This is a genomic window from Flavobacterium sp. HTF, from assembly GCF_003105115.1.
GTDB lineage: Bacteria > Bacteroidota > Bacteroidia > Flavobacteriales > Flavobacteriaceae > Flavobacterium.
The window spans coordinates 25,860-42,918 of the sequence record NZ_QETH01000004.1; the positions used below are offsets into that span (position 1 = coordinate 25,860).

Sequence of the window (17,059 nt, forward strand, 5' to 3'; positions counted from 1 at the left end):
CAAAAAAGGCTTTCTGACAAATTAGAACAAATTGTACTTCAATAAATCCTTTATTTAAAATTACCCACATTACATTCCAAATCCAATTCGAATCCTGCAAATTACAAACAACATGAAAAAATTAATATCCTCCATTATGCTGGCTTTTTCGGTATATGGCTTTTCGCAAACCGAAAATGAACAAGAAAAAGACAGTATTATCGAATCATCCATTAATGTACTGGACGAAATAGTGATTACCAAAAAGAAAGTGCTTTATACCCAAAAATCAGATCGTCTTGTTTTTAATGTAGAAAACAGCATTGTCTCAGAAGGCGGAACCGCTCTTGATGTTTTATCGCGCGCACCAGGCGTTGTAGTTTCTCAGGATGGCGATTTATCTATCAGGGGCCAACAAGGTGTTGCGGTTATGATAAACGGAAAACTGACCCAGCTTTCTCAAAAAGAACTGGCAAATTATCTAAAGTCTACTACCTCATCAAATATCAAACAAATAGAAGTAATTACGAATCCTTCTTCTAAATATGATGCTGCAGGAAAAGCGGGCATTATCAATATTATTCTGAAAAAACCAAATTCTTCGGGTTTAAAAGGAACTGCTTTTACCAGTTATGGAAGAGGTCGAAAAAACAGAACGAATTCTGGTTTTAATTTAAATTACAATAAAGATAAATGGGGTGTTTACGGAAATTACAGTTATACTTTCCGTGGTGAAGAAGAGAAAAAAGAATCCAGTCAGATTCAGTTTACAGATCAGACGCGTCAGGAAATTGCGAGTAGAAATTACCAGACTTCTGCTACAGACGAACCTTTGACTTCTAATAATTTCAAAATTGGAACACAATATGAAATTTCTCCTAAAACGAATTTAGAGCTTTATATTGACGCCAAAATTGGCCGATATGAAAATATAGCGAACGGAACAAATACCGTCATAAACACAGCAAATCAAACCATTTTTGATGCAGTAACTTATAATGACAGTAAAGAAAAATGGAACGACTACACATATGCATTTTCCGGGGTACATAAATTTAATTCCGAAGGAAAAAATATGTCTTTTGATTTTGAATATGAAACTTCAAAATTCAGATCAAATCAATTCCAAAGCGCAGACAATACCGCAAATGCTACTGTTGTAGATGACCGGCGTGGATATATTCCGTCTCAGCTAAAGGTTTTTACCGGAAAGGTTGATTTCGTAAATCCTTTTAAGGAAAAACAATCCATCGAATGGGGTTTTAAAACGAGTATAAAAAACAATGACAATCCTTCTGTTTACGAATATTATGAAAATCAATGGCTGATCGATTTTAATTCGACTAATCATTTTGAATACAATGAACAGATTTATGCTGCTTATGCGAATTATAAATACCAGCTGGAAAAATTAAACATTCAGGCTGGTATAAGAACTGAATATACCACAATAAATATTAATCAGAAGACTTTGAATGAAGAACATAAAGACGATTATTTGAAATGGTTTCCCAGTCTTTCTTTAAAATATGAATTTACCAGTAATCATTCAGCTCATGCTTCTTATAGTAAAAGAATCAACAGGCCGAGTCAGTTTGATCTGAATCCGTTTCGTTTTTATGATGATTCATTCAATTATTCACAGGGAAATCCAAACCTGATTCCGGAAATCACGCATGCTATGGAAATTGGTTATGCCTGGAAAAGCAATTTTATGGCTTCTGTTTATTTTAATAGTACGAAAGATGTTTTCACGGAAGTGTACAGCTATAATCCAGATAGCAATACAACGATTACTACCCAAATTAATGTTGACAAATCATATAATTACGGAATCAACATCACGAACACGGCAGAATTTTATAAATGGTGGTCGGTGAATACATTATTCAATGCTTTTGAAAATAAATTTATGGATAATGTTTTAAACAGTGCGACCATTGATCCCATAATGACGCTGAATGTAAGCGTTCAGAATTCCTTTGCCATAACTGAAACCTGGAAAGCCGAAGGAAATGCACAATATCAGTCGAAATCAAATCTTGGAGTATATCAAAGAGATAGTTTCTTTGATTTCAGCATTGGGATTTCTAAACAGGTTTTAGCGAAAAAGGGAAATATCAAAATAAATGTTACCGATATTTTCAATACTAATAATTTCTACATTAAATCTGTTGTTGCGCAAACCAGCATGGATAAAAGATATGATCTTGATAATCGTATTGCAACAATTGCATTTACATACCGAATCTAAAATTACGTTCTTTATAATACCTTGTTTTTTTGTTTTTTTACTAGTTAAGAGCCTGTTTCCTCAAAGCAGGCTCTTCTGTTTTATAAATTTTGTTCTATAAATAATAGATAAAATAGTTTTTTAAAGCTAGTCACCTTAAAAGACTTTTAAAAATTATACCAAAAACTGGTTTTTAGTTTTTCTTATTTTTTCTCTTTCTCCCCCACCAAATATAAAAACCTGTAAGTGGTAAGCTGGCACAGATTAAGCTAGCAGTAAAATATATAATTTTCGTCGTTAATCCACCAATTGCACCAACATGAAGACTGTAATTAGAACGGCTCATCCAGTCGTGAAATTTTTCGTCTCCAATATATTTTCTGGAAGACGGAAGCAATTCTAAGGTTTTCTGATCAAAATATAAATCTCTCCAATTTCCATTATGCATATCGGTACAGGCATAAAAATTATCTTTTGGCTCATCCGGAAAGTTTATAATAACTGCTTGTTTATTTTTTATTGCAATTTCATTACGAACTCTATTAAATATTATATCTGCCGCAGTCAGCTGGTCATATTTAGGTTTTGAAAGTGTATCCGGTTTTGTTTCTGCAACAACTTCCTTTTTTTCTTTTTCATTAGTAAAACCACCAGTAATCCAATATGTACTTTCACGTACCCAGTGAAAACTCATTATTAATCCGGTCAATGCAATTAAAAATGCCAAAATAAGCGCATAAAACCCTAAGACATTATGGAGGTCATAATTCAGACGCTTGAGCTTAGCGCTCCATTTTATTTTAAAACTGTTATTGATTCCAGTCTTATTCCATTTTTTAGGAAACCATAAAATAAGGCCGCTAATTAACAGAAAGAAAAAGATGAATGTTGCCCAGGCTGTTATTTGCAAACCAATTTCTTCATCAAGCCATAAATGTCGGTGTCCTTCATCAATTTCATGAAAAAAGTCTTCATGATCAACCATTCCGGTTATTTTTCCGTTATAAGGATTTACATAAATCAACGAATCAGATTCGATATTGACCTTTATTGTTTTATCTAAACCATTATACCATATACCATGAATCTCTTTTGTTGGCAAAGCTTTTTTAACTACTGCATATATTTTAGAAGGCGGTAAAATTTTTTCCGGACTTTGTGCTTCAACATTTAACCAAGGCGAAGTCATCGACTTTATTTCGTGCTCAAAAACCAAAATACAACCTGTAATGGCCATTATAAAAACTACAATTCCAGATGCGAGTCCGAGCCACAAATGCAGCCAGGCATTTATTATACTGAAACGGGATTTGGATTTTGGTTTAAGCTTAGATGATTTTTGCGTGGTAATAGACATTGGGAAATTTTATTATTAAAAAAACCATATAATCAATACCGATTAAAGCATTGATTATATGGTTATAAATTAAAACCTTAGTTTTTAATTATTTTGTTGTAGTCGCTGGTGTTGTGTGAGTTAATTTAGTGATAGCTGAAATATCAGTTCCACCTCCAGTTACAAGTGCTCCAGGTACAGCAGCTCCAGTTTGAAGATCTATTCTGTATATTCTAACCTCTGTATCTGTTGCAAAAGCTTTATATGCTTTACCATTTTCAACGTACAAACTTCCAATTCCGAAATAATTATCACCTGCATGCAGAGGTAATCCTGTTATCTGAGTTACAGTTTTAGCTGCTAAATCAACAATAGCTGATTTAAATTTATAAGATGTATGATTAAGGAAGCCCCAAAGTACTGTATCATCAGCTGCCGGAACATAAACAACATAAGCTTTCTCGCCTCCGATTGGATAAGCAGAAATTACTTTTCCTCCTATTGAGCTTTCAGCATCAAATAAATAAGAAGCATCAAAAGCTGTTTCTCCTTTGTTAATACGAAGAATTGTTGATTTTTTTGATTCGTCAATGTTTTCATATCCTGCAGCATATGCATTAGAAGAAAAAGTATAAACATTACCTGAATCTGTACGGATGATTCCTGTATTAGTGTAATACATACCAACAGCCGTTCCGCGTGGATCTGCGATTCTTTTCACAAAAGTTAAAGATGGGTAATTGTAAACTCTAATATAGGCATTTGACTGATCGATATCCCAATTTGTACTTGCATCTCTGTTGAATACACTTACAAATACTTTGTCTCCTACAACTGTTACTCCTGTTGGAAAATCAAAACGTCCGGTAGTAGTTGCAAAATTATTAAACTGACGTGCAGAAATTGCTTGTTTTGCAGGATCATAAATAATCAATTCATTATCTGTACTTGCTCCCTCCCAAGAAGCTGCAACAACAACTAATTTGTTATCATCTGTTACTCCATAAGCAAATGGAGAATCAATTAAAATACGATTTCCGGCTACTAATTTACCTTCACTATTCAAAGAATATGCTGCCGCTCCAGGTGCTTCTTCATCAAGAGCAAAAAAAGTATTTGCAACAGGTATGTATGAACCACCCTGCTCAATACCTTTACCTGTCATATCAATTGTACCAGTCATTAATTGCTCTAATGAATCAAAACCCCACATGTAATTAGCGTTCCATGTTTCTGTTACATATCCTAAAGCATATTTATTGATTACAATTGGCTCTGGTGTAATTACTTCTGGTTCTTCAACTACTGGAGCATCATCATCACTACTGCATGAATATAATGCAACAGACATTAGCACAATAGCTAATAGGTTTTTTAGTTTAATTGTTTTCATATTATTTAAATTTAGTTTTTAGAAATTGACTTATTTATATTTAATAAATTATTTTACATTAAGAAATATCTTAGTTTTACTGAAAAAGATCTGCCCGGCTTTTGTATATTAAAATAATCATACAATTTAACATCAGTAAAATCTCGACATTCTGCGGCAATATTATAACGTCCATCTTTCCATGAATACGAAACTGCTGCAGAATAGTAAAGCTGTTCAGGAATTGATTTCTTATTTTCCGCACCTAAAGTTGGATTTGATAAATAATAGCTATCAGAGTAATTAGCAGATAAATTAACTGTGAATAAATCATCAGTGAATTTTATATTTTTGAAATGAAAACCTAAATCAGCATTTCCATATAAAATGGGAGTATTTGCAATTTGTTTTCCATATAGTGCATTTGGTAAATTAGTTCCCGGTTTTAAACTGTTACTCATATCCAATGATTTCTGATGAGTAGCATTAACATCAATAGTAAACCATTGTTTGTAACCATAATGAACTACAGCATCAAGTCCGGTAATTTCGACATTTCTAAAATTGATATAATTTGCTTTATTACCAACAGAGAAAATCTGTATAAAATTGGATGCATTTCGATAAAGATAACTTCCTTCAAATCTAAAGGTATGTTTGCCAAAAATTTTCTTATAAGCAAAACCAATATTTAAATTATCGCTGGTTTCAGGCACAAGATTTGGGCTCGGGTCAACGCTTGCTCCTCCGTCTCCTAATAATTCTGTAGCGGTTGGAAGTCTGAAAGCATGCTCGTAAGAAGCTTTAATTTGAAGTTCTTCAGGAATTATAAAATAGGCAATTGCAGTACCATATCCAAAATCGTTGAACGAAAGATGTGTAGTTTTTTCAGTTGTTGTTCCAGGATTTTCGGTTACTTCACCTTTTAAATCGAACATTTTTGCAAAGGCTGTATAACCCAGACGTTTATCAAGAGCAGATAATGAATATGATGCCCCTAATATATTCTTATTCAAATATGGTTTTGTTGGTCTGTCTTTATCTGTATATTCATTATCTTCTTTACGATTATACCCCAGATAAGTATAATTTAAACCAAAATTATTATTTTCATTTAAATCATATTTGAAATTTAGATTACTTTGAAGAGATTGTACATCTAAAACTGTCAATACCTTTCTGGTAGGGTCAATTTCTCCGCCACTTGTATAATTTTTAATCACATAATTTCCTGACCAGTCGTACCTAGCCGATGACGTATCAACAACGCGTTCCTCTCCTATATTATACGATGCAGCTAAACTTGCTGTAAGATCTTTGGTAAGAAAATCTGACTTTTTATATTTTAAAGAGGGAACAAAATTTTGGCTGTCTCTAAAAGCATCACCCACTACACTTAACATGCTACTTCTTCCTTGCTGTATTTCTTTTTTATTAGCACCCACAGCAATTCCCAATAATAAATAATCGGCATATTTTTTATCCTTCACACCAACTTCGGCCATAATAGTTCCTTGCTTATAGCCGTCATGAAAATGTTTTAATTCCTGAACAGGACCATAAACCCCTGAAATACGGTCAGGAACACTAGCTTCAACTTTAAAACTATTATCAGAATAATTAACAAAGGCATTAACATTGGCTATTATTCCATTTTTGCTTGTAAAGCGAGTATTTACAGAAGCTTTGTGTGTATTAAAAGAACCTAAACTGTATGAAACATCTATATAACGTTTGGTAGTTTTGTTAGTAACTACATTGACAGCTCCTCCAATTGCATCTCCCCCCAGTTCAATTGGCACAACTCCTTTATAAACATCAATTCTTTCCGCCATGGTTGTTGGAATGTTATTTAATGTAAAAGAAGAACCATAATTATCCATTGGAATTCCATCTATAAAAAACTTAACCTGATCTCCTGAAAAACCATTTAAATAAAACTTAAATTCAGATCCCATTCCTCCTGTTTCACGCACACGCACACCAGTTGTTCTGTTCAAAACCTGATTCATATCAGCAGAAGTGTTATATAATTGTTTTAAATCAACAGAAGAAATATTAAAAGGCTGTTCTTTAACACGTTGAACTTTAGACTTTCCTGTCACCTGAACCTCATCCAATGCAGCCATATCTTCTTCGATAGTCATACTTGGCGCAGTTTGATTGGATTGCAAATTGATTTTGGTTTGTTTCGATTTGTAACCTACATAAGTAACCACTAAAGTATAGTTACCTGGCTCAGCACTAATTTCATATTCACCATTGACATTGGTCAATGCTGTATAATTGGTTCCTTTTAATGCTACAGAAACACCTTCTGCAGGTCTTCCATTATCTGCCAGAACTACTCCACTTAAAATTACTTTACTATTTTGTGAAAAACCCTGAACAGAAGAAAGGAAAATCAACATCAAGATTACAATTCTTTTAATTTGCATTTTAAAAACGAGTTTTGAATTTAGTTGTGCCAAAATTAATTTCTATAACGCTTTTAAACAAATTGTTTTTAACTATTCTAAATAAGAATTATAATTAACGATAAAAATATCATATTATTAAAAAAACAAAGAATTCTTAAGATTAAATTAAGTTTAGATTAAAATTTGCTTAAAATCTAAATTGAATCATTCTAAATAAAAATAATATTTCTATTAAAAACCCTACAAATTAATCATAAAAAAGTCCTGACTTAGTTAAAATCAGGACTTACTTATATTCAAATAGACTATTATTTATAATTCTGAAAATACCTCAGTCATTTCCTGAATTACAATTTTAATATCGTTTTCTGTTGTTCTCCAATTCACAAAAGAAGCTCTTATTCCTTTTCGGTTTTGATAAACTGTTGGTGTCATAAATACTTTTCCGCCATCATTAAGCCTGGTTAAAAACTGAGCAACTTTGTCCTGGTTTTCATTTCCTTTTAAAGTAAAACAAACATTATTTAACCTAATTGGAGCCAGTAGTTCAAAATTTCCATTTTCAATCAGAGCATTACCAAACTGCAAAGCCAGTGCTGTGCTTTTTTCGATAATATCACAAAATCCTTCTTTTCCGTAAGCTACTAACGAAAACCAAACCGGTAAAGCGCGTAAACGGCGTGAGTTCTCCGGAAGTACATTTAAATAATTAAAATTCTCTAACGCATTTCCTAAGTATGGTGCATTAGAATTCTGAAACGTTTCAATTTGCAGATTGATATGGTCTTTTTTAATTAGATAAAAAGCACTTTCATAAGGAACATTCAGCCACTTATGACAATCAATTGTAATACTGTCTGCTCCTTCCCATCCCTGTACAAGATATTTGTATTTATCTGAAACCGCAGCAAAACCTCCAAAAGCAGCATCAATATGCCACCAGAAACTGTATTTTTCTTTTAATTTAGAAATAGCTTCAAAATCATCAAAATCAGCTGTATTTACTGTCGCCGCACTTGAAATTAAGATAAAAGGCTGTCCGTTTAATTTTTTAATATTTTCTTCTAAATCATTAATATCAATCGCTTCACGATTGCCTTCAATTGTTTTTACCGTCGTATAATTTTGACTTCCAATTCCCAGTAATGACAAACATTTCACAGAAGAAGAATGCGGTGTTGCAGTCAGAATATTAATGGTTTCAGAAATTCCGTTTTTGGCAAAATCTTTCCCAAGCTGTTTTCCAAACCATTGTCGGGCAACTCCAAGAGAAGTGAAATTAGACATGGTAGCTCCTGTGACAAATCCGCCTAAAAATGTATCCGGAAGTTCTAACAATTGAAGTAATAGATTAATAGTTTCAAACTCTATTAATGCGGAATTTCCACCTTGAGATGTTACTGCCTGCGTATTTTGGTCGTAAACTGATGCCAGCCAGTCGCCAACAATCGAAGCGGGGGTTGAGCCGCCGGTTACAAATCCCCAATAGCGCGGACCGGGCGAAGAAACCAATAGAGGTGCTAATCTGTCATTAAATTCCTTTAAAGCCTTTTCAGAACCTAAACCCAATTCATTTAATGTACGTTTGGTGTCAATTGTAGTTTTATTTGAAGTCGGAATATTTTCCAGATTATTCAGAAAAGAAATTCCCTGCTGTTTTGCTTTTTCTAAGATATTTTCGAAATCGTTGAGATCTTGTTGTAGTATTGAATTCATATTTAATGATATAGTTCACGCAGATTGCGTGGATTAAAGCAGATTTAAAATTTTATTATTTTGAAGAGCAGGGTTTTACCACTTTGTCTTTTCCGAAAATCTCGAAACAAGCATCGAAGAAATCACATCTCCGTTAGCGTTTAGTAAAGTCGCAATCGGATCAACCAATGTTCCTAAAATCATGGCCACAGGCAAAGCCTGCTCCATCGGAAAACCGTAAACGGTAATTGCCAAAACTTCTCCTATATAACCGCCATTCGGAATTCCGCCTTCGACTATCGAAACAATTACGGTAATTCCTAATGCCAAAAGTATGGTTGAAGGTTCAGTAAAATCTTTTCCAAACATGGCAAACAGAAACGTAATTTTTAAAATGGATGACATGCTGGAACCATCTTTATGTAATGGTGCTCCAAGCGGAATTACTAAATTCCGGACATGTTCCGGAATACCCATTTTTTCTGCAGCCTCAAGGTTGGCCGGAATAGTCGCAATGCTGCTGCATGTTCCTACTGCGGTTAATGATGGTGTAATATTATTGCTCCAGAAAACTTTAAAAGCTCTTTTCCCGCCAGCTACAAGTGCATATAAACTAAAAAACACAAAAAAGTAAAAGATACACGCAGCGTAATAAACGGCCATAGGTTTTGCATAAACTCCAAATAACTGTGGACCGAAAATACCTACCTGATACGCAAAATAAGCACCTAAACCAACCGGTGCCAATTTCATTATCATATTTAATAATTGTTTCATGACTTCGTTTCCGGAATCCAGAAAACTTTTAAAAGCGCTTCCTTTTTCACCTGAATGTAAAGTGGCAAAACCAATTAAAAAAGAAAATATAATGAGTGCAAGCATACTTTTTCTGGACAACAATTCGAAGAAATCATTTGTAGTAACCAGTTGCGCTATCTGATCTCCCACAGAACCCGACTGAATATTTTCGACCGGAACTTTAGAAACAATCATATCCTGATGAATTGGAAAAAGATAAACCGCAAAAATCATTATAATTGCTGAAATGAGAACAGTACAGAGAAAAACCAGTATCATGATAATGAATAGTTTTCCCAGTTTTTCCGTTTGTTCCAGATTGGCAATTGAAGAACCAATAGTAAAGAAAATCAGCGGAATGATTGCAGTAAAAAGTAAATTCAGAAAAATATCCCCAAGCGGTTTTATAACCTCCACTTTTTCTCCAAAAACCAACCCAAAAACACTGCCGACTATAATTCCGCCAAGAAGTAGAAGTATACTGCTGTAGCTTTTTAAAAAATTGATTTTTTCAGTCCCCATAATTTAAATTATTACTGTTTATAATACGAAATAAAAAATCAATGAAAGTACTCAAAATAAAGAATACCGAAACCTTAAAAGAGATATTTCTTACTTTTCCAGAACTATCGTTGTAAAAGCCCTGTCAACAAGTTCTCCGGTTTTGCTTTTAACCTTTTCTGTCTGACTTTCGGTATAAACCATTTTAAAAGCTGTTTTCCCAATTAGATTCTGTGCTTTTTCGGTACTGTAAAGTTCAAATTCAAATTGGGTAAACGGAAGTGTTTTCATAAAACTTTCCTCCGCAAATGTCAGGCAGAAATTTCCATTTGTTTTTAAAACCCTGTAGATTTCCAAAAGAAATTTTTCCGGATCCTGCCAAAAATAAATCGTATTTACTGTAAATATTTTATCGAAAGATTCGTCCTCAAACGGAATTATATTTCCGTCATAAATAGTGAAGAAAGCCTGTTTTTGAGAAACAAAATTACGGTTAGTCCGGCGTGCTTCCTGAAACATCAGTTCCGACATTTCAAGTCCGTAATATTTTAGGTTTTCTGCCTGTTCGAAAACAAATTCTACATGACCACCATTTCCGTGACCTAATTCCAGGATTTTATTTTCGTTTGATATATTCAGATTTTGGATTGAATGACGGGTCATATTGATGTTCGTTTCGTTCATCATATTTCCCATTTCGATTCCTTTTTCTCCCGATGGATTTTTTAATTGAGAGGCTATGGCTTGTAATTCTTCCGTTTTCATAGTGTGAAAATTTAAACTTCTAAATTAAATAAAATCCTTTGAGAATTCGCTATCGCTTGAATTTCAATCTTATGTCATTCTTGTCATTCTGAGGAACGAAGAATCTTCACAAGTAACTCCTTAACGTTTATCTAACTTTATAGATTTAGCAACGGAGATTCTTCGTTCCTCAGAATGACAAACTATACCTGAATAACTTTGTCAAAGTTTTTAAACTTTTATAAAGTTCGTGTGAATGATTAAAAAATATGACTCGCGATCTGGCGAATATTTTCCGATTTTCCCATTGAATAATAATGCAATACAGGAACTCCGGCCGCTTTTAATTCTAAAGATTGCTGAATAGCCCATTCGATTCCAACCTGTTTAATTGCAGCATTGTCTTTACATTGATCTACAGCATGAATTAAATCCTCCGGCAGGTCAATTCTAAAAATCTGTGGTAAAACCTGCAAGTGCTTTTTTACGGCAATTGGTTTTATTCCGGGAATAATAGGAACTGTAATTCCCATTTCTCTCGCTTTTGCTACAAACTCAAAATATTTTGCATTGTCAAAAAACATTTGTGTCACCACATAATCTGCACCGGCATCTACTTTTTCTTTTAATCTTTTTAAGTCAGACTGTAAAGAGGGTGATTCTAAATGTTTTTCGGGATATCCGGCAACACCAATACAGAAATCGGCTTTGTTATCGATATCCATTACTTCATGAAGGTATTTTCCCTGATTTAATAAATTGATTTGTCTGACCAAATCTATCGCATAATCATTTCCTCCCGCTTTTGGAATAAAATATTGCTCGTCTTTCATGGCATCACCACGCAAAGCCATAATATTATCAATTCCCAGATAGTTACAATCTACCAAAAGATATTCTGTTTCTTCTTTGGTGAAGCCTCCGCAAAGTACGTGAGGTACAGTATCTACATTGTATTTATGTTTTATAGAAGCGCAGATTCCCAGCGTTCCGGGACGCATACGAGTTAATTTTTTATCCAACAAACCGTTGCCTTTATCAATATAAATATATTCTTCACGGGAAGTGGTTACATCAATAAACGGTGGTTTAAAGTCCATCAACGGATCGATATTATCGTATAATTCCTGAATGCTTTTCCCCTTTTGAGGCGGAATAATTTCAAATGAGAATAATGTTTTTCCTTTGGCGTTTTCTATATGCTCTGTTACTTTCATTTCTTAAGTTATGGGTTATGAGTTAAGTGTTTTGAATGGGTTTGTGTAAAAAATCTGAATCAAAAACTTAAATCAAATATTTGTTGTTTCAAGTTTAAAGTTTCACGTTGCTGTACAGAACTTGAAACTTTAAACCTGAAACCTGAAACTTTTTTGTTAATCTGCTATATTAGGGTTTAACCATTTCATTGCGTAATCTGTTGGAACATTGCGTCGTTTTGCGTAATCTGTTACCTGATCTTCTTTTATTTTTCCGAGTCCGAAATATCGGCTTTTTGGATTTCCGAAATAATATCCAGAAACCGATGAAGCTGGCCACATCGCCATACTTTCTGTCAAAGTAACTCCAATTTCTTCGGCTACATTTAAAAGCTTCCAGATTGTTGGCTTTTCAAGGTGATCGGGACAAGCTGGATAACCCGGTGCCGGACGAATTCCTTTATAATTTTCCTTAATCAATTCTTCGTTGGTTAATGATTCTTCTCTATCGTAACCCCAGAAATCTTTACGAACTTTTTCGTGAAGATATTCGGCGAAAGCTTCTGCAAAACGATCCGCAAGTGCTTTCACCATAATCGAATTATAATCGTCTAAATTCTTTTCAAATTCTGCTGCCCATTCATCTACACCAAAACCGGTGGTCACACAAAAAGCTCCCATATAGTCTTCTATTCCGCTTTCTTTTGGCAAAATAAAATCGGCTAAAGCGATGTTCGGAGCACCTTTCGTTTTTTGTGACTGCTGACGAAGCGTTAAGAATTTCTCCAAAACTTTTCCGTTTTCATCACGCAATTCAATATCGTCATCATCAACCTGATTCGCAGGAAAAATTCCGTAAATACCTTTTGCTTTTAGTTTTTTCTCTTCTAAAATTACTTTAAGCATCGCCTGAGCATCAGCAAAAACAGAGGTTGCTTCTTTACCCACAACTTCATCCGTTAAAATCGCAGGATATTTTCCGTGCAATTCCCAAGTCTGAAAAAATGGCGTCCAGTCGATATACGGAACCAAAACATCCAATTCAACTTCGACAATTTGTTTTCCAATTACTTTTGGTTTAGTTGGTGTGTATTCAGACCAATCCAATGGTAATTTATTTTTACGGGCATCTTCAATCGTCAGGAAGTTTTTGTCTCTTGAGCGATTTAAAAATGTTTCTCTAAAAGCATCATATTCTGCACGAATATCGCTTGCATATATTTTTCGGTTATGATCTAACAGGTTTCCTGCAACAGTAACCGCACGTGAAGCATCGTTTACGTGAATTACAGTTTCTCTGTACTGAGGCGCAATTTTCACGGCTGTATGCGCGCGCGAAGTCGTTGCCCCGCCAATCATAATCGGGATTTTAATTCCTTGTTTGTCTAATTCTTTAGCCAAATACACCATTTCGTCAAGCGAAGGCGTAATCAATCCGCTTAATCCGATAATGTCTACTTCATGTTCGATCGCCGCTGCAATAATTTTCTCCGGAGGAACCATCACACCAAGATCTACAATCTCGTAATTGTTACAGGCCAAAACCACTGAAACGATGTTTTTACCAATATCGTGAACGTCACCTTTTACGGTTGCCATCAGGATTTTTCCGTTTCCTTGTTTATCTCCGGCTTGTTTGCTTGCTTCTATAAATGGCAGTAAGTAAGCTACCGCTTTTTTCATTACACGAGCCGATTTAACCACCTGAGGCAGGAACATTTTTCCGCTTCCGAATAAATCTCCAACCACATTCATTCCCGTCATCAAATTGATTTCAATAACTTCAATTGGTTTCACTGCGGCCAAACGTGCTTCTTCCACATCTTCTTCAATAAAGGCATCAATTCCTTTTACCAGCGAATGTGTAATACGTTCCTGAACGGTTCCAAAACGCCATTCCTGAACTGCTTTTTCATCGCTTTTTACTTCCCCTTTTACATTTTCAGCAAAGTCCAAAAGCCTTTCTGTAGCATCGTCGCGTCTGTTTAAAATTACATCTTCAACGTGTTCTAATAAGTCTTTTGGGATATCATCATAAATCGTCAGCATTTCCGGATTCACGATTCCCATCGTCATTCCGTCTTTAATCGCATGGTACAAAAATACTGAGTGCATCGCTTCACGAACCGTATCATTTCCTCTAAAAGAAAACGAGACGTTACTTACACCACCACTAATATGTGCATGTGGCAAATTCTCACGAACCCATTTCGTTCCCCTAAAAAAGTCAATCGCGTTCAGGCGGTGTTCTTCCATACCTGTTGCAACCGGAAAAATATTCAAATCGAAAATAATATCCTGAGGAGGAAAACCAACTTTGTTCACCAAAATATCGTACGAACGCTGACAAATCTCCACACGACGGTCAAAATTATCGGCCTGACCTACTTCGTCAAAAGCCATGATAATGGCTGCTGCACCGTAACGTTTGATCAATTTGGCGTGGTGAATAAAGGCTTCTTCTCCTTCTTTTAACGAAATCGAGTTTACAACACTTTTTCCTTGTACTACTTTTAGACCTGCTTCGATAATTTCCCATTTTGAGCTGTCGATCATAATAGGAACTCTCGAAATATCCGGTTCTGCGGCAATTAAGTTTAGGAATTTGGTCATGGCATTTACACCATCCAACATTCCTTCATCCATATTAATATCGATGATCTGTGCCCCTCCTTCTACCTGCTGTCTTGCAATATCAAGCGCTTCGTCATATTTCTCTTCCTTGATTAATCGAAGGAATTTTCGCGAACCTGTCACATTCGTACGCTCACCAATGTTTACAAAAACACTTTCCGGCGTAATAATCAAAGGTTCTAATCCTGCTAATACAAGGTCTCTTCTTTTTTCTGTCATTTCTTTTAAGGTACTAAGGTCCTAAGGTTCTTAGGTTCTAAGTTTTTTATTCTATTTTCTTTCCTGCGAGGTTTTTAAAACCTTGTAGGTATATTCGTTTTCAATATTTTAATTTGGGCGTGTCCCTCCGGGTCGGGCTATCCGCTATTAGTCCTCGCTCTTCCTTCGTCAGGCTGTGGGCTAACCGCTTCTATCCCTCACGCAAACTCGGTTTCATAAAATGATTAATGTTTTCCGAAGTTTCAATTTTATTTATTGATGAAATAATTCTCAATATATATATTTCGTTCCTACGGAACTCTTTTCATGATTATCTATTTTTCAACGGAATAAATTCCGTTGCTACAAAATGAATTGTTCCTTCGGAACTTTTGCTTTATGCTAACCTGCAAGGTTTTCAAAACCTTGTAGGTTTCTACATTTTACCTCAACAAATTGTATCTGTACGGTTTTGAAAACCTTGCACGAAACGTTACTCAATAATCGGTGCAATCCTCGGTTTATAATCCTTCGCTACCTCAGCCATTAATCTAATATGATCTGGAGTTGTACCACAACATCCTCCAATGATATTGATTAAATTATCCTCTAAATATTCTTTAATGAAAGCCTGTGTTTGTTCCGGTGTTTCATCATATTGTCCGAAAGCATTTGGTAATCCTGCATTTGGATGTGCCGAAACATTAAAACTGGTGTTATGTGCTAATGTTTTTAAATACGGTTTCAATAAATCTGCTCCAAGAGCACAATTGAACCCAACGCTTAATAACGGAATATGCGAAACTGAAATCAAAAATGCTTCAACCGTCTGTCCTGATAGTGTTCTTCCGGATGCATCTGTAATCGTTCCTGAAACCATAATCGGAATATCCAGATTACGTTCGTCTTTTACTTCTTCTATGGCAAAAAGTGCAGCTTTTGCATTTAAGGTATCGAAAATCGTTTCTACTAAAAGTAAATCACAGCCACCGTCCATTAAAGCTTCTGCTTGCTGTTTGTACGCAATTCGTAAATCGTCAAACGTTACGGCTCTGTAACCAGGATCATTTACGTCTGGTGACATACTTGCGGTACGGTTTGTTGGTCCGATTGAGCCTGCTACAAAACGAGGCTTATCCGGATTTTTAGCGGTAAACTCATCTGCTACTTCTCTTGCGATTTTTGCCGATTCATAGTTTAACTCGTAAACCAAATCTTCCATATGATAATCGGCCATACCGATTGTAGTTCCTGAAAAGGTGTTGGTTTCTACGATATCTGCACCTGCTTCATAATAAGCTGCGTGAACGTCACGAATTGCCTTTGGCTGTGTCAGGGATAATAAATCGTTGTTTCCTTTTAACGGATGCGGGAAATCTTTGAAACGCTCTCCTCTGAAATCTTCTTCGGAGAAATTATAGCGCTGCAGCATCGTTCCCATTGCACCGTCAAGGATCAGGATATTTTTTTTTATTGCTTCTTGAATTGTAATTGCCATATTTTTTTGTTTTAGCTTCTAAGACGCTAAGGTTCTGAGATGCTAAGTTTTTTATTATGATTGTGAAGGTTCTTTTAAACCCGACAGGTTTTTCAAACCTGCGGGTTTAACTTCGATATTTTTTCAAATTAATTCCAAAAGTGCAGTATTGCTAACTCATTAGCCCAGATTGAGCCGGTATCCTCGTAATGAAATGGAGAGATAAAGGCGAAAGCGGGAACTATTGAATGCAAAAATGCGCCAATGATTCGCTCCTGATACAGAATCTGTTTCAGTAAATTATTTGTAAGTTGTCTTGAAAAGTTTTGAGAAATACGGTAATGTATTTGTGTTATCTATCTTAAATACTGTGTGTTTACAGTACAAAGTAGAATTTAGCACCTTCTTTATAGTAAAGGGTTGCTAAGGTTTCATCGGGTCTATCCCTCCGCCTTTCGTGATAACTGACAATAAAT

10 protein-coding genes and 1 riboswitch are annotated in these 17,059 nt (G+C 35.0%); of the genes, 1 reads left to right on the forward strand and 9 read right to left on the reverse strand.

Translation table 11 applies throughout. The annotated features are described in order from the left end of the window. Nucleotides 1-112: 112 nt before the first annotated feature. A complete protein-coding gene (locus DCO46_RS01950) occupies nucleotides 113-2,233 on the forward strand; it encodes a TonB-dependent receptor domain-containing protein (protein ID WP_116750921.1) in 2,121 nt (706 codons plus the stop codon). Nucleotides 2,234-2,405: 172 nt separating this feature from the next. Here the strand turns inward: DCO46_RS01950 and DCO46_RS01955 are convergent, their stop codons facing one another. The 9 genes from DCO46_RS01955 to DCO46_RS01995 form a co-directional block, all read right to left on the reverse strand. Beyond that, on the reverse strand, nucleotides 2,406-3,569 hold the full coding sequence (locus DCO46_RS01955) for a PepSY-associated TM helix domain-containing protein (RefSeq protein WP_116750922.1): 1,164 nt from the start codon (nucleotides 3,567-3,569) through the stop codon (nucleotides 2,406-2,408). Nucleotides 3,570-3,657: 88 nt separating this feature from the next. Continuing rightward, nucleotides 3,658-4,941: a DUF4374 domain-containing protein gene (locus tag DCO46_RS01960; RefSeq protein ID WP_116750923.1), complete on the reverse strand. Its 1,284-nt coding sequence runs from the start codon at nucleotides 4,939-4,941 to the stop codon at nucleotides 3,658-3,660. Between the two features lie 53 nt (nucleotides 4,942-4,994). Further along, on the reverse strand, nucleotides 4,995-7,358 hold the full coding sequence (locus DCO46_RS01965) for a TonB-dependent receptor (protein WP_116750924.1): 2,364 nt from the start codon (nucleotides 7,356-7,358) through the stop codon (nucleotides 4,995-4,997). A gap of 294 nt (nucleotides 7,359-7,652) precedes the next feature. Continuing rightward, complete coding sequence (locus DCO46_RS01970) at nucleotides 7,653-9,056, reverse strand: pyridoxal phosphate-dependent decarboxylase family protein (protein ID WP_116750925.1); 1,404 nt, start codon at nucleotides 9,054-9,056, stop codon at nucleotides 7,653-7,655. 75 nt (nucleotides 9,057-9,131) lie between these two features. Further along, nucleotides 9,132-10,355: a dicarboxylate/amino acid:cation symporter gene (locus DCO46_RS01975; protein WP_116750926.1), complete on the reverse strand. Its 1,224-nt coding sequence runs from the start codon at nucleotides 10,353-10,355 to the stop codon at nucleotides 9,132-9,134. Nucleotides 10,356-10,445: 90 nt separating this feature from the next. Beyond that, complete coding sequence (locus DCO46_RS01980) at nucleotides 10,446-11,099, reverse strand: class I SAM-dependent methyltransferase (RefSeq protein ID WP_116750927.1); 654 nt, start codon at nucleotides 11,097-11,099, stop codon at nucleotides 10,446-10,448. A 239-nt stretch (nucleotides 11,100-11,338) separates the two neighbouring features. After that, nucleotides 11,339-12,295, reverse strand: a complete 957-nt coding sequence (gene metF / locus DCO46_RS01985; RefSeq protein WP_116750928.1) for a methylenetetrahydrofolate reductase [NAD(P)H] — start codon at nucleotides 12,293-12,295, stop codon at nucleotides 11,339-11,341. 156 nt (nucleotides 12,296-12,451) lie between these two features. Beyond that, a complete protein-coding gene (gene metH, locus DCO46_RS01990) occupies nucleotides 12,452-15,127 on the reverse strand; it encodes a methionine synthase (protein ID WP_116750929.1) in 2,676 nt (891 codons plus the stop codon). Nucleotides 15,128-15,599: 472 nt separating this feature from the next. After that, on the reverse strand, nucleotides 15,600-16,604 hold the full coding sequence (locus DCO46_RS01995; protein WP_116750930.1) for a homocysteine S-methyltransferase family protein: 1,005 nt from the start codon (nucleotides 16,602-16,604) through the stop codon (nucleotides 15,600-15,602). 328 nt (nucleotides 16,605-16,932) lie between these two features. Beyond that, a riboswitch (SAM riboswitch) is annotated at nucleotides 16,933-17,050 on the reverse strand. Between the last annotated feature and the right edge of the window lie 9 nt (nucleotides 17,051-17,059).

Coding starts and splice junctions, on each gene's coding strand:
- DCO46_RS01950 (WP_116750921.1), top strand. CDS start 113: ATGAAAAAATTAATATCCTCCATTATGCTGGCTTTTTCGGTATATGGC.
- DCO46_RS01955 (WP_116750922.1), bottom strand. CDS start 3,569: ATGTCTATTACCACGCAAAAATCATCTAAGCTTAAACCAAAATCCAAA.
- DCO46_RS01960 (WP_116750923.1), bottom strand. CDS start 4,941: ATGAAAACAATTAAACTAAAAAACCTATTAGCTATTGTGCTAATGTCT.
- DCO46_RS01965 (WP_116750924.1), bottom strand. CDS start 7,358: ATGCAAATTAAAAGAATTGTAATCTTGATGTTGATTTTCCTTTCTTCT.
- DCO46_RS01970 (WP_116750925.1), bottom strand. CDS start 9,056: ATGAATTCAATACTACAACAAGATCTCAACGATTTCGAAAATATCTTA.
- DCO46_RS01975 (WP_116750926.1), bottom strand. CDS start 10,355: ATGGGGACTGAAAAAATCAATTTTTTAAAAAGCTACAGCAGTATACTT.
- DCO46_RS01980 (WP_116750927.1), bottom strand. CDS start 11,099: ATGAAAACGGAAGAATTACAAGCCATAGCCTCTCAATTAAAAAATCCA.
- metF (WP_116750928.1), bottom strand. CDS start 12,295: ATGAAAGTAACAGAGCATATAGAAAACGCCAAAGGAAAAACATTATTC.
- metH (WP_116750929.1), bottom strand. CDS start 15,127: ATGACAGAAAAAAGAAGAGACCTTGTATTAGCAGGATTAGAACCTTTG.
- DCO46_RS01995 (WP_116750930.1), bottom strand. CDS start 16,604: ATGGCAATTACAATTCAAGAAGCAATAAAAAAAAATATCCTGATCCTT.